The sequence below is a fragment of the Stenotrophomonas sp. YJH_SMC_79 genome (assembly GCF_059367995.1).
In genome coordinates this window covers 23,116-45,409 of sequence record NZ_JCAFRK010000002.1, presented here as the reverse complement: position 1 = coordinate 45,409, position 22,294 = coordinate 23,116, and the positions used below count along the sequence as shown (strand labels likewise).

18 protein-coding genes are annotated in these 22,294 nt (G+C 66.8%); 5 read left to right on the top strand and 13 right to left on the bottom strand.

Annotation, left to right across the window (positions count from 1 at the left end):
* Positions 1-141: 141 nt before the first annotated feature.
* The 6 genes from pyk to gap form a co-directional block, all read right to left on the bottom strand.
* Positions 142-1,608 (bottom strand): pyruvate kinase, encoded by a 1,467-nt coding sequence (gene pyk / locus AC5P57_RS07070; RefSeq protein ID WP_049427416.1) that lies wholly within the window; start codon positions 1,606-1,608, stop codon positions 142-144.
* A 215-nt stretch (positions 1,609-1,823) separates the two neighbouring features.
* Complete coding sequence (locus AC5P57_RS07065) at positions 1,824-2,477, bottom strand: HAD hydrolase-like protein (RefSeq protein WP_262235291.1); 654 nt, start codon at positions 2,475-2,477, stop codon at positions 1,824-1,826.
* Positions 2,474-3,649, bottom strand: coding sequence for a phosphoglycerate kinase (locus tag AC5P57_RS07060; protein WP_099555135.1), 1,176 nt, complete (start codon positions 3,647-3,649; stop codon positions 2,474-2,476). Before AC5P57_RS07060 ends, AC5P57_RS07065 begins: the two co-directional genes overlap by 4 nt.
* Positions 3,650-4,275: 626 nt before the next feature.
* The gene (locus AC5P57_RS07055; RefSeq protein ID WP_262235292.1) at positions 4,276-5,652 is read right to left on the bottom strand and encodes a DUF3999 domain-containing protein; all 1,377 of its coding nucleotides are present in this window, start codon (positions 5,650-5,652) and stop codon (positions 4,276-4,278) included.
* Complete coding sequence (locus AC5P57_RS07050) at positions 5,649-8,318, bottom strand: DUF2339 domain-containing protein (protein WP_262235293.1); 2,670 nt, start codon at positions 8,316-8,318, stop codon at positions 5,649-5,651. Before AC5P57_RS07050 ends, AC5P57_RS07055 begins: the two co-directional genes overlap by 4 nt.
* Positions 8,319-8,443: 125 nt before the next feature.
* Positions 8,444-9,448 carry a type I glyceraldehyde-3-phosphate dehydrogenase gene (gene gap, locus AC5P57_RS07045; RefSeq protein WP_099555186.1) on the bottom strand — a complete coding sequence of 335 codons (1,005 nt, stop codon included), beginning with the start codon at positions 9,446-9,448 and terminating at the stop codon, positions 8,444-8,446.
* A 192-nt stretch (positions 9,449-9,640) separates the two neighbouring features.
* Here gap and AC5P57_RS07040 point away from each other — a divergent pair, with 192 nt between their 5' ends.
* The 3 genes from AC5P57_RS07040 (at position 9,641) to AC5P57_RS07030 (ending at position 12,439) form a co-directional block, all read left to right on the top strand.
* The gene (locus AC5P57_RS07040; RefSeq protein WP_099555183.1) at positions 9,641-10,270 is read left to right on the top strand and encodes an OmpW/AlkL family protein; all 630 of its coding nucleotides are present in this window, start codon (positions 9,641-9,643) and stop codon (positions 10,268-10,270) included.
* Positions 10,271-10,820: 550 nt separating this feature from the next.
* The gene (locus AC5P57_RS07035; protein ID WP_262235294.1) at positions 10,821-11,627 is read left to right on the top strand and encodes a S1/P1 nuclease; all 807 of its coding nucleotides are present in this window, start codon (positions 10,821-10,823) and stop codon (positions 11,625-11,627) included.
* A gap of 11 nt (positions 11,628-11,638) precedes the next feature.
* Positions 11,639-12,439: an MBL fold metallo-hydrolase gene (locus AC5P57_RS07030; RefSeq protein WP_262235295.1), complete on the top strand. Its 801-nt coding sequence runs from the start codon at positions 11,639-11,641 to the stop codon at positions 12,437-12,439.
* Between the two features lie 22 nt (positions 12,440-12,461).
* On the opposite strand, the gene AC5P57_RS07025 is transcribed toward AC5P57_RS07030, so the two are convergent.
* The 5 genes from AC5P57_RS07025 to AC5P57_RS07005 all read right to left on the bottom strand — a co-directional run bounded on the left by AC5P57_RS07025 (position 12,462) and on the right by AC5P57_RS07005 (position 16,028).
* Positions 12,462-12,866, bottom strand: coding sequence for a hypothetical protein (locus tag AC5P57_RS07025; protein ID WP_262235296.1), 405 nt, complete (start codon positions 12,864-12,866; stop codon positions 12,462-12,464).
* A 43-nt stretch (positions 12,867-12,909) separates the two neighbouring features.
* The gene (locus AC5P57_RS07020; RefSeq protein WP_262235297.1) at positions 12,910-13,788 is read right to left on the bottom strand and encodes a hypothetical protein; all 879 of its coding nucleotides are present in this window, start codon (positions 13,786-13,788) and stop codon (positions 12,910-12,912) included.
* A gap of 80 nt (positions 13,789-13,868) precedes the next feature.
* Positions 13,869-14,432 (bottom strand): hypothetical protein, encoded by a 564-nt coding sequence (locus tag AC5P57_RS07015; RefSeq protein ID WP_099555173.1) that lies wholly within the window; start codon positions 14,430-14,432, stop codon positions 13,869-13,871.
* The gene (locus tag AC5P57_RS07010) at positions 14,429-15,670 is read right to left on the bottom strand and encodes a M56 family metallopeptidase (RefSeq protein ID WP_262235298.1); all 1,242 of its coding nucleotides are present in this window, start codon (positions 15,668-15,670) and stop codon (positions 14,429-14,431) included. The genes AC5P57_RS07015 and AC5P57_RS07010 overlap by 4 nt, the downstream gene beginning before the upstream one ends.
* Positions 15,663-16,028 carry a BlaI/MecI/CopY family transcriptional regulator gene (locus AC5P57_RS07005; protein ID WP_010484077.1) on the bottom strand — a complete coding sequence of 122 codons (366 nt, stop codon included), beginning with the start codon at positions 16,026-16,028 and terminating at the stop codon, positions 15,663-15,665. Before AC5P57_RS07005 ends, AC5P57_RS07010 begins: the two co-directional genes overlap by 8 nt.
* Before the next feature lie 118 nt (positions 16,029-16,146).
* Here AC5P57_RS07005 and AC5P57_RS07000 point away from each other — a divergent pair, with 118 nt between their 5' ends.
* Both AC5P57_RS07000 and AC5P57_RS06995 read left to right on the top strand, forming a co-directional pair.
* Positions 16,147-16,611: a flavin reductase family protein gene (locus AC5P57_RS07000; RefSeq protein WP_495219519.1), complete on the top strand. Its 465-nt coding sequence runs from the start codon at positions 16,147-16,149 to the stop codon at positions 16,609-16,611.
* A 33-nt stretch (positions 16,612-16,644) separates the two neighbouring features.
* Entirely contained in the window at positions 16,645-18,597 is a 1,953-nt protein-coding gene (locus AC5P57_RS06995; RefSeq protein ID WP_262235300.1) for an acetyl-CoA hydrolase/transferase C-terminal domain-containing protein, read from the top strand.
* A gap of 126 nt (positions 18,598-18,723) precedes the next feature.
* Here the strand turns inward: AC5P57_RS06995 and tkt are convergent, their stop codons facing one another.
* Positions 18,724-20,721 carry a transketolase gene (tkt, locus tag AC5P57_RS06990; protein WP_099555166.1) on the bottom strand — a complete coding sequence of 666 codons (1,998 nt, stop codon included), beginning with the start codon at positions 20,719-20,721 and terminating at the stop codon, positions 18,724-18,726.
* A gap of 215 nt (positions 20,722-20,936) precedes the next feature.
* On the bottom strand, positions 20,937-22,256 hold the full coding sequence (locus AC5P57_RS06985; RefSeq protein ID WP_099555164.1) for a dicarboxylate/amino acid:cation symporter: 1,320 nt from the start codon (positions 22,254-22,256) through the stop codon (positions 20,937-20,939).
* Positions 22,257-22,294: the final 38 nt, after the last annotated feature.

Genomic DNA, 22,294 nt, shown 5'->3' with positions numbered 1-22,294 from the left:
CAAGTCTGCACAGGACAAAGAATGTCCTGCCGTTGGGGGTCAGAGCCCCTGCGGGGATCTGCCTCTGGGCCGGCGTGAGGGTCAGATCCCTGCAGGGGCTCTGACCCCGGATCGGCAGCGCCGACCCGATACCGTCAAGGCTTACAGATCGCCCAGGCCGATGGCGCGGCCGTCGTCGCCCACTTCCAGCAGGCGCAGGGTGTTGGTCGCGCCCAGGGTTTCCATATGCTCGCCGCTGGTGAACACGACGCGGTCGCCGGCCTGCAGCAATTCGGCTTCGACCAGCAGGCGGATGCTGCCACGCGCGGCTTCGCGCGGGGTCAGGCCGCGGCTGTCGAAATTGATCGGATAGACATCGCGCATCAGCGCCATCTGCCGGCGTGCGCCGTCATGGCGGGTGACCGCGAACACCGGCGCCTTGGCACGGAAACGCGACAGGTAACGCGCAGTGCCACCGGATTCGGTCATCGCCACGATCGCGCGCACGCCCACGTGCTGGGACAGGAACATGGTGGCCATGGCAATGGCCTGGTCGGCACGTTCCAGGTTGCGCGGCGAAGCGTTGAAGTCGGTCTCGGTCTGGAACTGGCGCTCGGCCCCCAGGCAGATGCGCGCCATCGCTTCGACGGCCTTGACCGGCCAGGCACCGGCAGCGGTCTCGGCCGACAGCATCACCGCATCGGTGCCATCGATGACCGAGTTGGCCACGTCCAGCACTTCAGCACGGGTCGGGATCGGGCTTTCCACCATCGACTGCAGCATCTGCGTGGCGGTGATCACCACCTTGTTCTGCGCCAGCGAGGCCTTGATGATCTTCTTCTGCAGGCCCGGCAGTTCGGCATCGCCGATTTCCACGCCGAGGTCGCCACGGGCCACCATCACCACGTCGCTGGCCTCGACGATTTCTTCCAGGTTCTCGATGGCCTCGGTGCGCTCGATCTTCGACACCAGCGCAGCGTCACAGCCATGCGAGCGGGCGATATCACGCGCGTCGTTCATGTCCTGCGCGTTGCGGCAGAACGACACGGCGATGAAGTCGACGCCGATCTTGGCGACGATGCCGATCAGCTCCTTGTCACGCTCGGTCAGCGCGCCCAGCGACAGGCCGCCGCCCTGCTTGTTCAGGCCCTTGCGGTCGGACAGTACGCCGTCGTTGAGCACGGTGTTGATGATGCGTTCGCCCTGCACCTCGACCACCTGCAGCTGCATCAGGCCATCGTCGAGCAGCAGCACATCACCCGGGCCGACGTCCTGCGGCAGGCCGAGGTAACTGACACCGACCTGGGTGGCATCACCCGGGCCGGCGTTGGTGCTGGCGATCAGGTCGAAGCGGTTGCCCGCCTTCAGTTGCACCTTGCCTTCGGCGAAGCGCTCGATGCGGATCTTCGGGCCTGGCAGGTCGGCCAGGATGCCCACTTCCACACCCACGCGGGCGGCGGCGGCACGCACTTCGGCAGCACGCTTGGCCTGGCCGGAGGGGTCACCGTGGCTGAAGTTGAGGCGCACCACGTTGACGCCGGCGCGGAACAGATCCTCCAGCACGCCCGGCGGATCAGTGGCCGGGCCGAGGGTGGCAAGGATCTTGGTGCGACGCTGACGCTCGAACATGGTGAATGGGCCTCTCCCGATAAAGAACGGAAATTAGCACATCCTTCACGCCGCATGTATACGGTTACAGCCTTGTGCTGCCTGACTCCGCGGGTCATGGAACGGACATGGTCCGGACATACGCTGGCGCAGGGCCCCCGGTAGCGCCGGGCCATGCCCGGCGGGCGTTGGGCAAAGCCGCCGGGCATGGCCCGGCGCCACCGGTCAAAGGTGTGTCAGGCCAACAGCGTCGTCAGCTGTGCCGGCTCGCGTGCCAGCTGGCCCGCACCGGCTTCAGTGAGTTCCGCTTCACCACCAAAGCCCCACAGCACGCCCACGCTTCGCAGACCATGGTGGCGAGCGCCCTCGATGTCCATGCGGCGGTCGCCGATCATCCAGCACTGCACGGGCTGCACCTGCAGGCGGCGCAGCGCCTCCCCGACCAGTTCCGGCTTGTGGCTGCGCGAACCGTCCAGGGTCGAACCGACGATCTCCTCGAACAATCCACCAAAAGGCACGTGGGCGAGGATGCGGCGCGCGTGCGGCTCGTTCTTGGCAGTGACCACCGCCAGGCGGTGGCCACGACCATGCAGCGTACGCAGCGTGTCTTCAATCTGCGGGTACACCGTGTGCTCGCGCCAACCTTCGGCGTCGAAGCGCTCGCGGTAATAGCCCACCGCCTGCTCCACCCGCGCCGGTTCACCGAACAGCGGCGCGAAGGTGGTGCGCAGCGACGGACCGATCCAGCCCAGCAGCGTTTCCTGCGCCGGCACCGGATGGTCCATCTTCTGCAGCGCGTAGGCGATGCAGGCGGTGATGCCCACCTGCGAATCGATCAGCGTGCCGTCCAGGTCGAAGAACAGGACATCCTTGCCGTGGCCGGCACTCATGCGCCGCGCGCGTCGAGCGCCGCCACTGCAGGCAGGGTCTTGCCTTCCAGGAACTCCAGGAACGCGCCGCCACCGGTGGAGATGTAGCTGACGTCCTTGGCGATATCGAACTTGTCGACCGCCGCCAGAGTGTCGCCGCCGCCCGCGATGGAGAAGGCCGGCGAGCTGGCAATCGCGCGGGCCAGTGCTTCGGTGCCCTTGCTGAAGGCTTCGAACTCGAACACACCGACCGGGCCGTTCCAGACCACGGTGCCGGCCTTCTCGATCAGCTGCGCGTACTGCGCGGCGGTCTGCGGGCCGATATCCAGGATCAGATCGTCTTCGGCAACGGCATCGACCGCCTTCACTTCGGCGACGGCGTCGGGCAGGAACTGCTTGGCGGTGACCACGTCCACCGGCAGTGGAATGTCGGCGCCACGCGCCTTGGCATCGGCCACGATCTTCCTGGCGGTGTCCAGCAGATCCGGCTCGCACAGCGACTTGCCGACGTTGTAGCCAGCGGCAGCGATGAAGGTGTTGGCGATGCCGCCACCGACGATCAGCTGATCGACCTTGACGACCAGGTTGGCCAGCAGTTCCAGCTTGGTGCTGACCTTGCTGCCGGCAACAATGGCCAGCAACGGCTTGGCCGGTGCGTCCAGCGCCTGTGCCAGTGCATCCAGCTCGGCCATCAGCAGCGGGCCACCGGCAGCCACCGGGGCGAAGCGGATGACGCCGTGGGTGGAGGCCTGGGCGCGGTGCGCGGTACCAAACGCATCCATCACGAACACGTCGCACAGCGCGGCGTACTTCTTCGACAGGGCCTCATCGTCCTTGCCCTCGCCGACGTTCATGCGGCAGTTTTCCAGCAGCACCAGCTGGCCCGGCTGCACGTCGACGCCGTCGATCCAGTCGCGCACCAGCGGAACCTCGCGGCCGAGCAGCTCGGACAGGCGCGCCGCCACCGGTGCGAGTGAGTCGGCTTCGGTCCACACGCCTTCCTTCGGGCGACCCAGGTGCGAGGTGACCATCACCGCCGCGCCCTGCTCCAGCGCGCGCTTGAGCGTCGGCAGCGAAGCGGTGATGCGCTGTTCGGAAGTGATGCGGCCATTCTCGATCGGCACGTTCAGATCCTGGCGGATCAGCACGCGCTTGCCGGAGAGGTCGAGGTCGGTCATGCGGACGATGGACATGGGCAACTCTTTGGCTCAGGGACGGGATGCCGGGCTACGGCAGACGGCCATTGTATCGGCTGCGGGTGGTGGGGGGGCCGATGCCTCCGGCAGGCAGAGGCGCAGGGCAACGGCAACGGCCAAAGCCAAAGCGCTGACGCTTCGTGGTGCTGTGGATGGGCCGGGGTGGTGTGGGCTGGCAGGGGACGCCGTGAATCCGTCCCTGGAGGCTTGGTCGCCGCATCCATGCGGCTCACACCCCTGCCAGCCCACACCGCCCCGGCCTCGACAGGTTCATGAGGTAGAGCGGATGGCAAAGGCTCAAGCAGTGTGTGGTGTCGGATGAAGAAAGAAGGGGTCAGATCCGTTTTCCTGCGGAAAACGGATCTGACCCCGAGGGCCGTCGAGCGAAGCGACCCGCTTCCGCTCTTGCTCTTCTTCTTTCTCTTCCGTGGGTGGACGCACACGGAAACCGTCAGAGGCCGGGTGGGGTGGGTTCGCGGGGGTGTCAGCCGCATGGATGCGGCTGCCAAGCCTACAAGGACGTACTTGCGGCGTCCCCCGCTAACCCACCCCGCCCGGCCAAGCGCGGCTGTTGCTTTACACGACCAACCCCACCCACGAGGGGCTCCGCCGTTCGCCGGAAACTACGCCGAAGGCGCAGGCTTCTGCCGAAGCAGGCTGACCGCCAGGCCACCCACCACCAGCACCCCCAGCCCCAGCAGTGCCCACAGCAACCACGCCTTCCAGTCGCGCTGCGGCTGCAGTGCCACGTCTCCCGCCAGCGGCTCCGGGCTGCCTTCCAGGCGCGCCAGCGTGGGTTGCCATGACGGGTCATTGCGCTGGCGCAGCTCCTCGATCAGCACACCGATCGGCGCCTCCATCCTGCGTGCAGTGCTGCTGCCCACCGCCAGTGCATAGGGCGCCGCGCCCTGGCTCAGGAACACCAGTACTTCCGGCTGGTAGCCCAGGCGCAGGGACGGCGCAGTCGCGGTTTCGGCAGGGTTCGCGACCAACTTCCAGTAGCGGTCGCGATGCACGCCGCCCAGTGTCTGCGCAGCCGACTGCTGCCGCGGGCCCTGTGCGCCCTGCTGCAGCTGGTAAGCAATCCACGGCGCACTGCGGCGCTGCCACTCCGCACTTTCGTCGTCGCGGCTGAACAACGTCCACTGCACCAGGCTGTTGTCGGTGCTGGCCACATCCGCGCGGGCCACCGGGAAACGGCCATCCATCTCGAAGGTGTATTCGCCCTTGCCCTTCGAGGTCGGCTCCAGCGACAGCCACTCCCACGGCAGCGTCGCCGGCGCCGGCGGCAACTCGGCCAGTACGCTGCGCAGCGTTGGCAGACGCGCATCGCCCTGCGCCAGCACGCGCAGGTAGCGGGCCTCGCCGTCCACCTGCAGGCGGCGCTGCAGCAGGCGCTTGCCAGCGCGCTGCAGATCCACCAGCGGGATATCGCGGCCAATCGCACGCCAGTGCTGCAGGTCGTCGCTGACGTCCAGCTGCACCTGTGCCTGCAACGGCTGGCCACTGTCGGCCCAATCCAGCACCAGCGCCGCCAGCGGCTGCTGGCCGAGCACACTGGCGTCGATCAGCCAACCGCCCTGCCCGTTGGCCACGGCACCGCCACTCACGCGCGCTTCCACGCGACGCACGCGGCCATCGGTATCGCGCTCGGTCAGCAACTGCAGGTCGTTGCGCTGTGCTTCGGCCAGCGGCGGCAACGCGAACCACGGCAGCTCACGCTGCACCGGCGGCTGTGCCAGCGGCTGGTCCGGCGCCAGCAAGGCGGACGGCAGCGATTGGCCTGCGGCATTGAACACCTGCAGATCGCTCAGGTCAGCGGTACCGGCGCGACGGTAGATCGCCGGCTCCAGCACGACGCGATAGGCACCGGACTGCGCGCTGGACAACGTCAGCGGCCACTGTTCGGCGTACTGCGTACGGTAATCGGCGGCTTGTGCCGCGACGGCGGCCAGCAGGCCGAACATCGCCGGCAGCAGCGCCCTGCTCCACGTCTTCATTGTTTTTCCTCCACGGTCGGCGCCGCGCTGGGCGGTGCCGGTGCCAGATAACCCACGACCGTGCACAGCAGGCCGTAGGCGATGAACGATGCGATGCCCAGCAGGTTGCCAAGGTGCTGGCGATCAACAATGACCAGCTTGGCCAGCACCACGCCCATCAGCACGGCACCGACCATCCACAACACACGCTGGCCGCGGCGCGAACCCCATACCCAGGCGATCACGCCGAGCACGCTCCACAGCACGGTCAGGCTGGTCTGCGCCAGGCTGAAGCGCATCATCGATGCGTTCCACGACAGGCCGCCCCACTGGTGCACGCCATGCAGCACCACGCTGGTCAGCGCAACGAACGTTGCCAGTGACAGCAGCGGCATGCGGATACCCAGCAGGGCCTTCGGCGCCTGATCGCTGTACAGCCAGCGCGCGAGCAGCAACAGGCTCAGCCACTGTCCGATCTCGGCCGGGTTCAGCACCGGCAGCCACAGCAGCGGGGAAGCATCGCCCGGCAACAGCTGGCCCAGCAGCCAGCCGATCGACAGCAGGCCGAACAGCACGCACTGCAGCGGCATGCGCACGCGGTCGAACGCTTCACCCAGCGGCCAGCGCAGCGTATTCCAGCGCCACAGCGACAGCGCCGCCATCAGCAGCCACGGCAGCGTGACCAGCAGCGTCGTCCACCCCTGCGCCAGACCTGCCTCGCCACCGCCCCACAGGGCCAGCAGCGAAAGCAGCGAGGGCCACAGCAGCCACCACAGGAACTGCGCGATGCGCGCCACGCTGTCACCGCCCTGGCGCAGGCACAGCAGTGTGCGCACACCGAGCACGGCGAATACCGCCCAGGCCAGCGCGCCGTAGCCGGCGAACGGCTGGTGGTGCGCGTCGCTCTGCATCAGCGCCAGCGGGAAGCCCAGCGCCAGCATCGCCAGCGAGGTCACGCCCAGTGCGCGTGCTGGCTGGTGGCGCTGCGTTTCGGCCGCCAGCCATGCGGTGACCGCAGCCAGCACCAGCAGCGCATCCACTTCGATGCGGTACGGGAAGAAGCGGGTGATCTCGTGCACCAGGCCGCCCAGCCACCACAGCAGGCCCCACAGGTAGTAGACCAGTGCGACCTCATGGCGCGGCCGGCGCTGGTAGCTCCAGGCGGAGGCGAAACCTGCCAGCGCCAGCAGCAGCGCGCCGATGGCGGTCGGGTTGAGCAGGAAGCGGGCATCTTCAAGCCAATGATCGGCGCCGGCCACGAAGGCGAACGCGGCGCCCATCTGCAGCAACGCGCCAGACACCTGCGGCAGCCAGCGCTTCTGGCGCAGGCCCAACCAGGCCAGGCCAGCGCCTTCCAGCGCGAACACGGCACCCGTGGCGCGTGCCGACAGCGCCAGCGGCACTGCCAGCGTGGCAAAGCCCACCGCCAGCACCGCGTGCGACTGCGCCAGCACGGTGTACGACGCACGCCGGATCAACGCCCACGCCAGCACCGCGTAGATCGCGGCCAGGCCCAGCGCACACAGGGCCAGGGTCATCGGCTGCTCGTGCAGCATGCCGGCCTGCAGCGAGAACGCGACCAGCGGCGTACCGAACACCAGGCTGCCATCGACCAGGTCGCGGCGGCCGGCCGGCTGCCGGCGTGCGTACAGCAGCGGGATCAGCAGGTAGAAGGCAAAGAACAGCAGCAGGAACGGTTCGGTACTGCTGAATTTATCCGGGGCGTACTGCAGCACGCCCCAGAACGTACCGATGCCGAAGGTGAAGGCGAAACCCAGCAGATTCAGCGCGCGCCACGGGCGGAACCAGGCGATGGCGAAGATGCCGGCGTTGAGGACCGCGTAGTAGCTGAACAACCCCACGTGGTTGCCGCTGCCGGTGGACAGCCACAACGGCGCCATGAAGCCGGCCAGGATGCCCAGCACCGCCAGGGTGCGCGAGTTCTGTACCACCGCCAGCACGCACAGGCCTGCCACCAGCGCGATCGAGCTGACGAAGGCAAAGCCCGGGGTGACCAGTTCGAATCGCTTGAAGGCGGCGAAGATGGTCAGCAGCAGCACGCCGATGGCACCGCCCTGCAACGCAAGCGCGAACATGCGCCTGCGTTCGCGCTGGTGCCAGCCGAAGGCCAGCAGCCCCAGCGCGCCCACGGTGACCCCGGCCAGGCGCAGTTCGATCGGCAGCACCAGCCAGCCCTGGTCACTGACGTACTTCAGCAGCGCGGCAACACCGGCCAGCAGCACCAGCATGCCGATCTTGACCGGCACGTTGCCCTCGGTGAACCAGCGCTTGACCGCACCGATGCCGCGTTCGATCACGTTTGGCGGCGCCGGTTCGGCCGGCAGCGGTGGCGCCAACGGTACCGGCGGCGGCGTGACCGGACGGGGCGCAGGCGTCTCGGCAGGCGCGGCTTCAGGCACTGACGGCTGCGGCGGTTGTGGTGTCGCCGCCGCGACCGGCCGCAGGAACGGAGGATCGGCGCTGGCCGAAGGTGTCACCACCGGCCGAGCAGACGCCGCTTCGGTGGCGGTGGCCACAGTGGCCGGCCGGGAGACAGATGCGGCCGCCAGCGTGCTTTCCAGCGCGGCCACACGACGGCGCAGGCCGGCGATCATCACCAGCGCCACCACCAGCAGCAGCGGGATGGCCAGCAGGACCAGTACCACCAGGGCTATCAATGCTTCCATTGCATGCTTCCATTGCAATCCCGCGCCCCAGCGGCAGCGGTCGACCGCCCCATGCTACGACAGGGCTGGCCCCATAAACGACGAACCCCGGCCAGGCCGGGGTCCGTGTGCGATCTTCGCCAGCCTTACTTGGCGGCGATGACCTTGGCCATTTCCAGGCACTTGTTCGAGTAGCCCCACTCGTTGTCGTACCAGGTCACCAGCTTGACGAAGGTGCCGTCCAGGGCGATGCCGGCGTCGGCATCGAACACCGAAGTGCAGGTCTCGCCGCGGAAATCGGTGGCCACCACCTTGTCTTCGGTGTAGCCCAGGATGCCCTTCAGCGGGCCTTCGCTCTGTGCCTTCACTTCGGCGCAGATCTCGGCGTAGGTGGCTTCCTTTTCAAGCTCGACGGTCAGGTCGACCACCGACACGTCCGAGGTCGGGACGCGGAAGCTCATGCCGGTCAGCTTCTTGTTCAGTTCCGGAATGACCACGCCGACGGCCTTGGCCGCACCGGTGGACGACGGAATGATGTTTTCCAGGATGCCGCGGCCACCGCGCCAGTCCTTGTTGGACGGGCCATCGACGGTCTTCTGGGTGGCGGTGGCCGCATGCACGGTGGTCATCAGGCCGCGCTTGATGCCCCACTTGTCATTGATGACCTTGGCCAGCGGAGCCAGGCAGTTGGTGGTGCACGAGGCGTTGGAGATGATCGCCTGGCCGGCGTAGGTCTTGTCGTTCACGCCGTACACGAACATCGGCGTGTCGTCCTTCGACGGGGCCGACATGATGACCTTCTTGGCGCCGGCATCGATGTGCTTCTGCGCGGTTTCCTTGGTCAGGAACAGGCCGGTGGCTTCCAGCACCACGTCGACACCGACTTCGTCCCACTTCAGGTTGGCCGGGTCGCGTTCCTGGGTCAGGCGGATCTTCTTGCCGTTGACCAGCAGGTCGTTGCCCTGCACCGCCACGTCGGCCTTGAAGCGACCGTGCACGGAGTCGTACTTGAGCATGTACGCCAGGTAGTCCGGCTCCAGCAGATCGTTGATGGCCACGATTTCGATGTCGTCGCCGAAGTTCAGCACCGCCGAGCGCAGGACGTTACGCCCGATGCGACCGAAACCGTTGATACCAACCTTGATTGCCATGTTCTCAAGCTCCTGCGGCCGCGACGGGTGCGGCGGGATGGATAGGGCCCACAAGTCTAGCAAACCGGGGCTGGCCACCGTGGGCCAGCCCCCCAGCCAGAGGGCCGGCGGACAGGATTTGATCCGGATCAAAGCGTTAGCGCGGCGTGAGGTCGAGACTGTCGCCATCCACCCAGCAATGAGATCACCCCCATGCGCAAGACCTCCCCCCTGATCGTGGCCGGCCTGGCCGCCGCCCTGTCCCTCGCCGCCGCCCCGGCCATGGCCCAGTCCAAGGGCGACTGGACCGTCTCGGCCGGCATCCACCAGGTGGCGCCGAAGTCGAACAACGGCTGGCTGGCGGGCCACACCCTGAAGGTCGACGTCGACAATGACGTCAAGCCGACCATCACCGGCGAGTACTTCATCGCCGACAACCTGGGCATTGAAGTGCTGGCCGCGCTGCCGTTCAAGCACGACATCAACATCAACGGCCTGGGCCGCGTGGGCAGCACCAAGCAGCTGCCGCCGGTGGTGACCCTGCAGTACCACTTCAACAGCAAGGGCAAGGTCTCGCCGTTCGTCGGCGCCGGCGTGAACTACACGACCTTCTTCAGCGAAGACACCACCGGTGCGCTGGCCGGCAGCAAGCTGAAGCTGCAGGACTCGTGGGGCCTGGCCGCGCATGCGGGCATCGACTTCGCGATCGGCGAGAAGGGCGCCCTGCGCGTGGACATGCGCTGGATCGACATCGACAGCAAGGTGAAGTTGAACGGCGAGAAGATCGGCACGGTCAACATCGATCCGCTGGTCTACGGCGCTTCGTACGTCTTCAAGTTCTAAGCGTGTGTTGAGCGCGGGGGCTTCGCCCCCGCTCCCCCGCTACACGCAACACCCTCGCAGCATGTTGCCCCGGTGATTGCCGGGGCTTTTTTGTCTGTGCGCGAAGCTTCTGGAGTTGGGCGGAGAGGGTGGGCTGATCGGGACACGCCGTAAATACGTCCCTGTAGGCTCGATCGCCGCATCCATGCGGCGAACGGTCCCGATCAGCCCACCGTTTCCACCGTTCCCATCCGCGCGCGCGCGCCAGCTCAAGCAAAGGCAAGAGCAGAATCCGTGCATCCGAGGCGCAATGCTTGCCTGTAATTGCAGGATGCAGATTTTGATCCTGCATTTGTTTTTGATCTTGCCTTTGACGTTTGCATTCGCCTCCGCGGCCATGTTTGGAGGGGAACGCAGTGGGAGGGGCGGCGGGACCGTTGGCGCCATGGATGGCGCCATCGAGCCTCCAGGGACGGATTCACGGCGTGTCCCGCCGCCCCTCCCACTGCGCTCCCACTTCGGAACAGGAACGCGCCGCTCTTCAATCCAACTACCCCGCTAGAATGTGTGCATGAAAGCCCTGCACTCCCTGTTCCTCGCCGCCGCCCTGGCGCCGGCCCTGCTGTCCGTCTCCGTCCCCGCCCACGCCTGGGGCGCGCAAGGCCACCGCCTTGTTGCCGAAGTCGCCGACGCCCGCCTCAACCCCACTGCCCGTGCCGAAGTGGACCGCCTGCTGACCACAGAACCGGACGCCACCCTGGCCAGCATCGCGCCGTGGGCCGACCAGCTGCGTGCCAAGGACCCGGGCCTCGGCCGTCGTTCGGCCGGCTGGCACTACGTCAACATCGCCGAAGACAACTGCCATTACGAAGCACCGAAGCACTGCAGGAACGGCAACTGCATCGTCGAGGCCCTGAAGGCACAGAGCGCCATCCTCGGCGACCGCAGCCTGACCGACGGCGAGCGCCTGCAGGCGCTGAAGTTCGTCGTGCACCTGGTGGGCGACATCCACCAGCCGATGCATGCCGGCTATGCCCACGACAAGGGCGGCAACGATTTCCAGCTGCAGTTCGGCAACCGTGGTACCAACCTGCACTCGCTGTGGGACAGCGGCATGCTCAATACCCGCAAACTGGACGACGCCGGCTATCTGCCACTGCTGCAGAGCCAGCGCGCGCCGAAGCTGGCGCGCCAGTCCAACCCGCAGACGTGGGCCGAGGCCAGCTGCCGCATTTCCATGCAGGCTGGCGTTTATCCGGCCTCGCGTAAGATCGGTGATGAATACACCGAGCGCTATCGGCCGCTGGCCGAAGCGCAGCTGCGACTGGCCGGTGAAAACCTGGCGCAGTTGCTGAACCGCGTGCTCGGCACGCGCTGAGGAGCGTTCCAATGTCAGTCCAGGTGCAGTCGTTCTTCCACCGTGACAGCAACACCTTCAGCTACCTGGTCAGCGACCCGGCCAGCGGCGAGGCAGCGCTGATCGACCCGGTGCTGGACTACGACCCGGATACCGACGCCAGCAGCGACGCACCGCTGCATGCCGCGTTGCAGGCTATCGAGCAACAGGGCCTGCAGCTGCGCTGGCTGCTGGAAACCCACGCCCATGCCGACCATGTGTCGGCCGGGCGTCGGCTCAAGCAGCGCTTCCCGCTGGCCACGCTGGCCATCGGCGAAGGCATCCGAGCAGTACAGGCAACGTTTGCACCGCGCTATGGCCTGCAGCTTCCTGCTGCGGATGAAATCTTCGACCACCTGTTCAGCGATGGCGAAACCTTCGCCCTTGGTGGACTGGATGGCCGGGTGATCGCCGTACCCGGCCATACCAGCGACAGCGTCGCCTACCTGATCGGCGATGCGCTGTTCACCGGCGACTCGCTGTTCATGCCCGACGGCGGCACCGCCCGCTGCGACTTCCCGGGTGGTGATGCCGCGCAACTGTATCGCTCGATCCAGCGCCTGCTGGCCCTGCCCGATGCGACGCGCGTGTTCGTCTGCCACGACTACGGTCCGGGCGGTCGTGATTTCGCCAACGAAACCACCATCGGCGAACAGCGCGCGCACAACATCCACGTACGTGACGGCGTGGCCGAGGCGGAGTTCGTCAGCGTGCGCCAGGCCCGCGATGCCACGCTGGCCGAACCGGCGCTGATGCAGCCCGCAGTGAAGGCCAACATCCAGGGCGGGGCGTGAGCCTTCGCCCCGGAGCCGGACATCACCCGCACACTGCAGGGCTGTTCCGTGCTGCAGTGGGTGCAATGCCACTGCGAATGCGCGCAATGACGACGCTGCGCCGGGTTCCCAGCGTGTTCTTCAGCAAGGTGCACACTGCAGGCCCCTGCTTGCGGTAAAGCGTCGCAGCCATCTCGCTGACTTCTTCACTGTCCATGCCATCGGCCACGATCATGCAATCGATCAGTGCCTGCAGCTGCGCCCGCGTCAGTCGACCACCATCGCGTTCCACCATCGCGTGTACGGCAGGGATCACACGGTCTTCGATGAAGGGTTCGTCTGCATTGCGCGCTGTGTCAGCACGCGCGCCGTGGATGGCGATGAACCGGGTTGCGATAACCACCATATCGGCGCCCTGGTCTCGCTCCATGGCCAGGCAAGGCGTCATGTGCGCCCGAGGTACGCCAGGATGATGGTAACGAACGCTCTGATCATTCGTAGATCACCTCGTAATAGACGGTTTCCTGCAGCAGGTCATCCTGCGCCGTGCCCGCGTACACCTGCCGTGACAGCACGCGCTGCGCATCGAAGCGGATACGCGCGTTGTAGCTCTCCGACGCGTCGCCGCCCTGCAGGTCCAACACACCGCCGCCAGCATCTGCCTTCAGGGTTCCGCGGTGCAGATCGAAGAGATCGCGGTACACCGAGTACGCCACGGGAACCGGCCGGCCATCCACGCGCAGTTCCAGATGCGTGACCTCACGGCATGGCGAGGTGGTCCCGCCGCACACAACACCGCTTGCGGCCGGTGCGTCGGCCGTGCGCATGGCAAGCGTGGCTTCCACCCGTCTGGTGGCAGATGCGCCTGACAGGTATACCTTCGACTTCTGCGTCAATACACGCGAGGAAGGGTCTTCCAGTTCCTGCAAGGCCTGCCGCAGGTGCCGCAGCTGTTCCACGCATTGCACCGGCGCTCCCGGGGAATCGGTACAGGCCACCTGCAACTGCAGCGCATCCACCTGTGCAGCGGTGATTTCGCCGCGATCGACCTTCATTGCCACCGCGCCGACCAGAAGCGGAAGATCACTGCGCTCTCCCCCATCGAGGATCGCCTGCCGTGCAACCTTCAGGAAGGCCGGCGGCTGGGCGGCGAGCAGTTCGGCGATGCAGGGTGATCGCGGGCGGACCTGCAGCGCCCCCCGCAGATACGCCAAGCGAGCAGGCTCGGCCAGCGCTGCCAGGTAGCCGCTGGCCGAGCAGGCCGGTGGACCATTTCGATACGCGTCCAGGTCGTGGTTGTCCCGCCCATGCGGTGTGCAACCGGCCGATACGCAGGAAAGCCCGGCCAGCATGGTTGTCCAGATCTTCATCCCCAGCGTCCGTTGCCGTGTCGCCCGCACTGTACGCCTGTGCGGGCGACGGCGCCTGCCTGGCCGGGCATCGCCCGGCGCTAGCGCCCCTGCGTGCGCACCACATGCTGGCCCTTCACGACCTCGAAGGTGAAGGCGTACTGCAGGGTGACGGCCACCGGTTCGACCCGTTCGGCACTGCGGCAGTCGCCGCGATCAGCCGGTACCTGGCCCGGTGCGAAGTGGCAGACAGCGGCGGACGAGTACTTCCACATCGCAACCGCCTCCTGCGCGGCCTGCAGCAAGGGCGCATTCTCCGGCGCCCCACCCGCACTGCATTCGCTGCGGTCGGTCAGCGGCATGCTGCGCTCAACGCTGCCCTGCGCATCCACCACCACCTGCAGGCAGACCGTGGTCGGCGGCAGCGAGGTGCGTGGATCGCGCTCGCCCACGACCGGGTCCGGTGCCGTATGCAGCTGCGGCATGCGGTAGCCTTCACTGGCGGCCAGCGTGTAGGGCTGGATCTGCCCGGCGCCTCCTCCCGCATCGGACCGCAGGCGCTGGTGACCGACATTCTCGCTGCGGGTATCGACGGTGGTCAGGCGACCCTGGGTTGCACACCCCACCAGCAGCGCCGCCATCATCAGCAGCGGCGCGGATTTCACTTCGCGTCCTCGGTGTCATCCATGGCGTAGGTGATCGGAATGCGTACAGCACCGGCCACCGGCTTGCCGTTCTTCATCGCCGGCCGATAGGTCCAGCTGCGCGCCGCAGCAATCGAGACGGCGTCGAACACCCCTGGATTGGTCGCACTGAGCACCTGCACATCGGTCGGATGGCCCTGTGCGTCCACTTCGATACGCAGATTGACCACGCCTACCTGGCGCTGCTCGAAGGCGGACTTCGGATAGGACGGTGGCGGCATCTTGTCCACCTGGATGGGACGGTCCAGCCCCGCCTTGGCCGCGTCTTCCTGCGCATGTTCGAACGGCTCGACACCGATCCGGGTGCCACCGGCCGCACCGCCCTGGCTGGCCCACGCCACTGCGCCCATGCCCACGCACAACCCGACCACCAGCACCTGCCCGGACACCCACGGCAATGCCTTCCGCTTGGACTGCTTCAACATGGCGATACGCTCCTTCAACACGGGTTGGCTGCGCCAATGGCAGACCGCTGGCGCAACCGGGTGAACCAGCTGCGCCTTCAGCAGCGTGCTGGCGTAGAGGCCGCGCAGCGCAGGCTGCGGGCCGATGGTGCGGGCATCGCAGGCCAGCTCCTGGTCGCGCAGGAAGCGGCGTGCGGCCCACGGCAACAGCGGGTGGAACCAGAACACCGCGCGGACCAGCAGCAACGCGCCGTTGGCCCAGTGATCGCCATGGCGGCGATGACTGCGCTCGTGCTGCAGGATCAGGTTCTGCTCCTGTGCGGTGAACTGCTGATCGAATGCCGGGCCGACAATGATGCGCGGCCGCCACAGGCCGACCAGCGCCGGCAGCCCGGGATCGCCGCTGGCCTGCCAGCTGCCATCGGCACGCGCACGCAGTGAGCCCATGCTGCGTTCGAAACGGCGCTGCGCACGCAGGTCGCGCAGCAGGCAGATGCCCGTGCCCAGCGCCCAGGCCAACAGCAACAGCAGGGCCCACGACAGCGACTGCCCGGTCAGTCCATCCACCGCCCCCGGCACCACTTTCAGCGGCACTGTCGGCACGTGCTGCAACAGTGCAGCCTGTGGCAATGGCAGCAGCAAGGTCACCAGCAGCAACGGCAGCAGCCACCAGCTGCGATAGGCCAGCCCGGCGCCGCCCAGGCTCACCAGCAGCGGTCGCAGCGCCGCCAGCAGCAGCACGCCTACCGCCAGCCACAGGCTGGCCCGCCAGAGTCCGTCGAGCAGCTCAGTCATGGTCCAGCTCCTGGATCAGCTTCTTCAGTTCGGCAATGTCCTGCGCGCTCAGCTGCCCACGCTCGCTGAAGTGCGCCACCAGTGGCGCGACGCGGCCCTCGAAGACGCGGCCGATGAAGTCCTGGCTCTGCGCCTCCACCCAGGCCTGCCGCTGCAGCAGCGGCCGATACAGGTAGCGCCGTCCATCGCGCTCGGCGGCAATCGCACCCTTGGTCAGCAGACGGTTGAGCAGGGTCTTGATGGTCGGCTCGGCCCAGTCGCGATGGGCCAGCGCGGCCACCACGTCATCGGCACTACGTGGTGCCTGCTGCCACAGCACCTCCATCACAACGGCTTCGGCTTCGCTGATCGGGGTCATGGTTTACATCCGTAATCGACAACCCGATTACGCGCGTAATCGAATTGTCTGTCAAGCCCCTCGACTCCAGGTTCATCCCGGCTGCGCCAGCATCGATTCCTCCCGCCCCAGGCCCCGGATGAAAGCGCTGCCCAAGAAGGATTTCCCGATCGAGCAGGCCCGCCGCTTCCTCGAACCCGGGCCGATCGTGCTGGTCAGCACCGCCTGGCGTGGCCAGCGCAACCTGATGACGATGGGCTGGCACATGGTGATGGGCTTTTCGCCTTCACTGGTCGCCACCTACCTGTGGAACGAGAACCACAGCCATGCACTGGCCGTCGGCAGTGGCGAGTGCGTGATCAACGTACCCGGCGTGGCGCTGCTCGATACGGTCGTGGACAAATGCCATTCGTGCTTCGAATGCCGCTTGTACGACGACAGCCAGGTGGCGTCGAACAGCCTGTTCATCTGGGAAATCGTGCGCGCACACGTGGCGCCACGACCGAAGCTGCCGCGCACGGTGCATAACCGGGGCGATGGACAGTTCATGGTGTCCGGCGCCGAAGTCTCGCGTCGACGGCGGTTCAAGCCCGACATGCTGTAATGCCAGCACTCCCCACACGCAGGACCGCCGCGCATGACCGAACACCTCACCGACCTGGACGCCGCCGTCGACTGGTTGTTTGCGCGCGTGGACGGGCCGCTGCGGATCGGGGCACCGCTGGCACTGGGCAAGCCGCATCGGCTGCTCAATGCCCTCTATGCACGCGTCGAGCACGATCCGTCGCGACCGCTGCAGCTGTATACCGCGCTGTCGCTGAACCCGCCGAAGGCGCGCGGCAACGGCCTGGAAGCGCGCTTCATGGCGCCGTTCGCGCAGCGCCACTTCGGCGATGATTTCCCGCGCCTGGCCTATGCCGATGCGATCGCGCGCGACGCGCTGCCTGCACATGTGCAGGTGGAAGAGTTCTACATGCAGTCCGGCGCCCTGCTCGGTTCGCGGCAGGCGCAATCCAGCTATACCAGCCTGAACTACACCCACGCCGCCGATGCGGTCGCGCAGCGCGCGCCGCAGGTGATCGTGCAGAAGGTGGCGATGCGGCCGAATGATCGCCGGCTGTCGCTGTCGTGCAACAACGACATCACCCAGGACACGCTGGATGCGATGACCGCTCGCGGCCTGCCGCGCCCGTTGCTGATCGCCGAGATCGATCCGCAGCTGCCTTACATGGGGGGCTCGGCCACGGTCGATGTGTCGTTCTTCGATCTGGTGATCACCCCGCCGCCGCCGTATCCGGCGCTGTTCGGGCTGCCGCGGCAGCCGGTCGGCGATGCCGACTACGCCATCGGCCTGTATGCCAGCACGCTGGTGCGCGACGGCGGCACCCTGCAGATCGGCATCGGTACGCTGGCCGATGCACTCAGCCATGCGCTGGTGCTGCGCCACACCGACAACGCACGCTACCGCCGCGTGCTGCATGCGCTGGATCCGCAGCTGGCCAGCCATCCGCTGGTGCAGGAAATCGGTGGCGTGGATCCGTTCGAGGTGGGCCTGTACGGCTGCAGCGAGATGCTCAACGAAGGCTTCCGCCGGCTGGTGCAGACCGGAGTGATCAAGCGCAAGGTGCATGACGACCTGGCGCTGATGCAGCGCATCGAGAACGGCAGCACGCTGTCCATCGACCACGCCACGCTGGCTGCCGAAGGCGAGTACCTGCACGGCGCGTTCTACCTGGGTTCGCCGGAATTCTACGAATGGCTGCGCACGCTGCCGGAAGACGAATGCCGTGCGATCGGCATGCGCCGCATCAGCGAGATCAACCAGCTGTACGGCGGCAACGAGACGCTGGAACGCCTGCAGCGCCGGCACGCGCGCTTCTTCAACTCCTGCATGATGGCCACCGCGCTGGGCGCGGCAGTCTCGGATGCGCTGGACGACGGACGCGTGGTGTCCGGTGTGGGCGGCCAGTACAACTTCGTGGCGATGGCACATGCCCTGCCGGAAGCGCGCAGCGTGTTGATGTTCCGCGCCGCCCGCGACGACAAGGGCCAGCGCGAATCCAACGTACGCTGGAACTATGGCCACACCACCATCCCGCGCCACCTCCGCGACATCTACCTCAACGAGTACGGCATCGCCGATCTGCGTGGGCTGACCGACGAGGACTGCGTGCATGCGATGACCGCAATCACCGAGGCTCCGTTCCAGGGCGGCCTGCTGCAGCAGGCACAGGCCTCGCGCAAGCTGCTGGCGGCGTCCCAGCCCGACCCGCAGCGCCTGCAGCGGAACACCCCGCAGGCATTGGCCGCCGCACTGGCACCGTTCCGTGCCGATGGCAGCCTGCCCGACTATCCGCTGGGCAGCGACTTCAACGAGATCGAACAGGTGCTGGTGAAGGCGCTGGGTTGGCTGAAGGCCAACACGCAGACCCGTAGCGACAAGCTGCGCACGGTCTGGGCCGCGCTGCGCCAGCCGGCCGGCGACGGCGATGCGGTGTACCTGCAGCGCATGGGCCTGCAGGCGCCGAAGGATTTCGCCGAGCGCCTGGACGCACGACTGCTGCGCCTGGCGCTGGCCCGCACCGCCTGAGAAAAGGGGACGGAGGGGATTAAGTCGTTTGTGCACAAACGACTTAATCCCCTCCGTCCCCTTTTTCTTGCGGCAAAGAAAAGGCCGGCGTGTGCCGGCCTTTCCTTCATCACGCTGCGATGCTGCTTACAGTGCCTTGGCAGCTTCCACCACGTGCGCGGTGGTGATGCCGAAGTGCTTGTACAGCTGGTCGGCCGGGGCCGAGGCGCCGAAGGTGTCGATACCGATCACTGCACCGTCCAGGCCGACGAACTGGCGCCAGAAACCGGTGACGCCGGCTTCCACGGCCACGCGCTTGCGCACAGCGTTCGGCAGCACCGACTCACGGTAGGCCGCATCCTGGCGCAGGAAGACGTCGGTGGACGGCATCGAGACCACGCGGGTCTTGAGGCCGGCCGCATCCAGCTGGGCCTTGGCTTCGGTAGCCAGCGAGACTTCCGAACCGGTGGCGATCAGGATCACGTCCGGGGTACCGGCAGCATCGGCCAGCACGTAACCGCCACGCTCGATCTGGGCGATCTGCTCGGCGTCGCGCGGCTGGTGCGGCAGGTTCTGGCGGCTGAACACCAGGCAGCTCGGGCCGTCCTGGCGGGTGATCGCGGCCTTCCAGCTCACTGCCGATTCAACGGCGTCGCACGGGCGCCACACGTCGTTGTTCGGGATGTAGCGCAGCGAGGCCAGGTGCTCCACCGGCTGGTGGGTCGGACCGTCTTCGCCCAGGCCGATCGAGTCGTGGGTATAGACGTGGATGGCGTGGGCCGGGATCAGCGCGCTCATGCGCACGCCGTTGCGGGCGTAATCGCTGAACACCAGGAAGGTGGCATCGAACGGAATGAAGCCACCGTGCAGGGCCAGGCCATTGGCGATCGCGGTCATGCCGAACTCGCGCACGCCGTAATACACATAGTTGGCGTTGGCGTCGTCGCTGGCGACCGACTTGCTGCCCTTCCACAGGGTCAGGTTGGAGTGCGCCAGGTCGGCCGAGCCACCGACGATTTCCGGCAGCAGCGGGGCGTAGGCTTCGATGGCCAGCTGCGAGGCCTTGCGCGAGGCAATCGTCGGGCCTTCAGCGGCCACCTGGGCGATGTAGGCATCGGCCTTGGCAACGAAGTCGGCCGGCAGTTCGCCGTGCGAGCGACGGGTCAGTTCGGCGGCTTCGCCCGGGTACTGGCTGGCGTACTTGTCGAACAGCTGTTCCCACTCGGCCTGGCGCAGCGTGCCGGCGCCATTGGCGCGCCAGCCGTCGTAGATCGCCTGCGGGATCTCGAACGGGCCGTATTCCCAGCCCAGCTGCTTGCGGGTGGCTTCCAGTTCGTCCTTGCCCAGCGGGGCACCGTGGCTGGATTCCTTGCCCGCCTTGTTCGGCGAACCAAAACCAATGGTGGTGCGACAGCAGATCAGGGTCGGCTTGTCGCTCTGCGACAGCGCGGCCTCGATGCCGGCCTTGATGCTTTCCGGGTCGTGGCCATCGACGTCACGGACCACGTTCCAGCCATAGGCCTCGAAACGCTCCGGGGTGTTGTCGGTGAACCAGCCCTCGACGTTGCCGTCGATGGAGATGTGGTTGTTGTCCCAGAAGCAGACCAGCTTGTGCAGGCCCCAGGTGCCGGCCAGCGACGCCGCTTCATGCGAGACGCCTTCCATCAGGCAGCCATCACCCATGAACACCCAGGTGCGGTGATCGACCACTTCCAGTTCCGGGCGGTTGAAGCGCTGTGCCAGCAGCTTCTCGGCCAGGGCGAAGCCCACGGCATTGGCGAAACCCTGGCCCAGCGGGCCGGTGGTGGTTTCCACGCCCGGAGTCTCGTGGCGTTCCGGGTGGCCAGCGGTGTGGCTGCCCAGCTGGCGGAACAGCTTCAGCTGCTCGATCGGCAGGTCGTAACCGCTCAGGTGCAGCAGCGCGTACTGCAGCATCGAACCGTGGCCGTTGGACAGCACGAAACGGTCGCGGTTGAACCAGTGCGGATTGCTCGGGTTATGGCGGAGATAGTCGTTCCAGAGGACTTCGGCAATGTCGGCCATGCCCATGGGCATGCCGGGGTGGCCGGACTTTGCGGTTTCAACCGCATCGGCGGCAAGGAAGCGGATGGCGTTGGCCAACTGGCGACGGGTAGGCTGCGTCATGGTTCTGTCGGAATCGGGAGGCGGCCGCGGACGTGCGGGCGGCCTATTGTCCCATAGTCGCCGGGCGGGGGGTCGGTTCACCTTGCCCGGTCGTGCCGGCCGCTGGCCGGCAACGTCGTCATCTCCCCCGGATTCCGCATGTGAAGCGGGGCCGGAGCCCTTTCCTTGCGGAAAGGAATCCGACCCCGATCAGGTCGCCAGCGGTGGCGTTGGACTCAGTCCTGGTGCGGGGTCAGCGCCGGGCCGTCGTGGGACTCGCCCTTGGCCACCAGGGTGGTCAGGGCCAGGTCGCCGGTCACGTTCAGCGCGGTACGGCACATGTCCAGGAAGTGGTTCACGCCCAGGATCAGGCCGATGCCCAGCGGGTTCACGCCGACCATCGCACAGATCATCGCCACCACCGGCAGCGAGCCCGACGGCACGCCGGCGGTACCGATGCCACCGAGGATGCAGACCGCCATCACCATGATCTGCTGGCCGATGCTCAGGTCCACGCCGAAGAACTGGGCCAGGAAGATCACCGTCACGCCCTCGAACAGCGCGGTGCCGTTCTGGTTGGCGGTGGCGCCCACGGTCAGCACGAAGCGCGACACCCGCTGCGGCAGGCCCATCTGGTCGGCCACGCGCAGCGCGGTCGGCAGGGTGGCGTTGCTGGAGGCGGTGGAGAACGCCATCACCGTCGCTTCCTGGGTATCGCGGAAGAACGACAGCGGCGAACGGCCGGACAGCCACACGGCGGTACCGTAGGTCACGACCATGTGCAGGCCCAGTGCCAGCACCACCACGCCTACGTAGGCACCCAGGCGGATGATCAGCTCGAAGCCGAACAGTGCCGCCAGGTTGAACATGAAGCAGGCCACCGCATACGGGGCCAGGCGGATGACCAGGTTGATCAGGGTCATCGAGATTTCGAACACGCCCTCGATGGCGCGGCGCAGCGGGGCCACCTTCTCGTTGTCGGTCAGCACCATGCCGATGCCGAACATCAGCGCGAAGAACATCAGCGACAGGATCGCGCCATTGTCAGACGCGGCCTGCAGCACGTTGCTCGGCACGATCGACAGCAGCATGTCCATGCCCTTCGGCGTGCCGTGGATGCCAGCAACGATTTCCTTGCTGCGCTCGGCGTTCTCCGACAGCATCATCGCGGCGACCTGCGGATCCACGCCGGCGCCCGGCTTGAGCAGGTTGACCAGCACCAGGCCGATGCCCACGGCAATGCCGGACAGCAGCACGGTATATGCCAAGGTCTTCCAGCCGATGCGGCCGAGGGCGCGGATGTCGCCCATTTCCGACACGCCCATGATCAGCGCCGAGAAGATCAGCGGCACGATCAGCATGAAGATCAGATTGAGGAACAGGCCCGACGCCGGGGTGGTGACGTAGTCCATTACCCACTTGGCACCGGCCTGCAGACCATCGACGCTGCCACCCAGGGCGTGCACGATCAGTCCCAGGACCAGGCCGATCGCAAAGCCGATGCCCATCTTCCAATGCAGGGGCAACTTCTTCTTGTCGGCAGCAGCTGCTGTCATACGCGGGTTTCCTCGAAAAATGAATGCACTCTAACAAA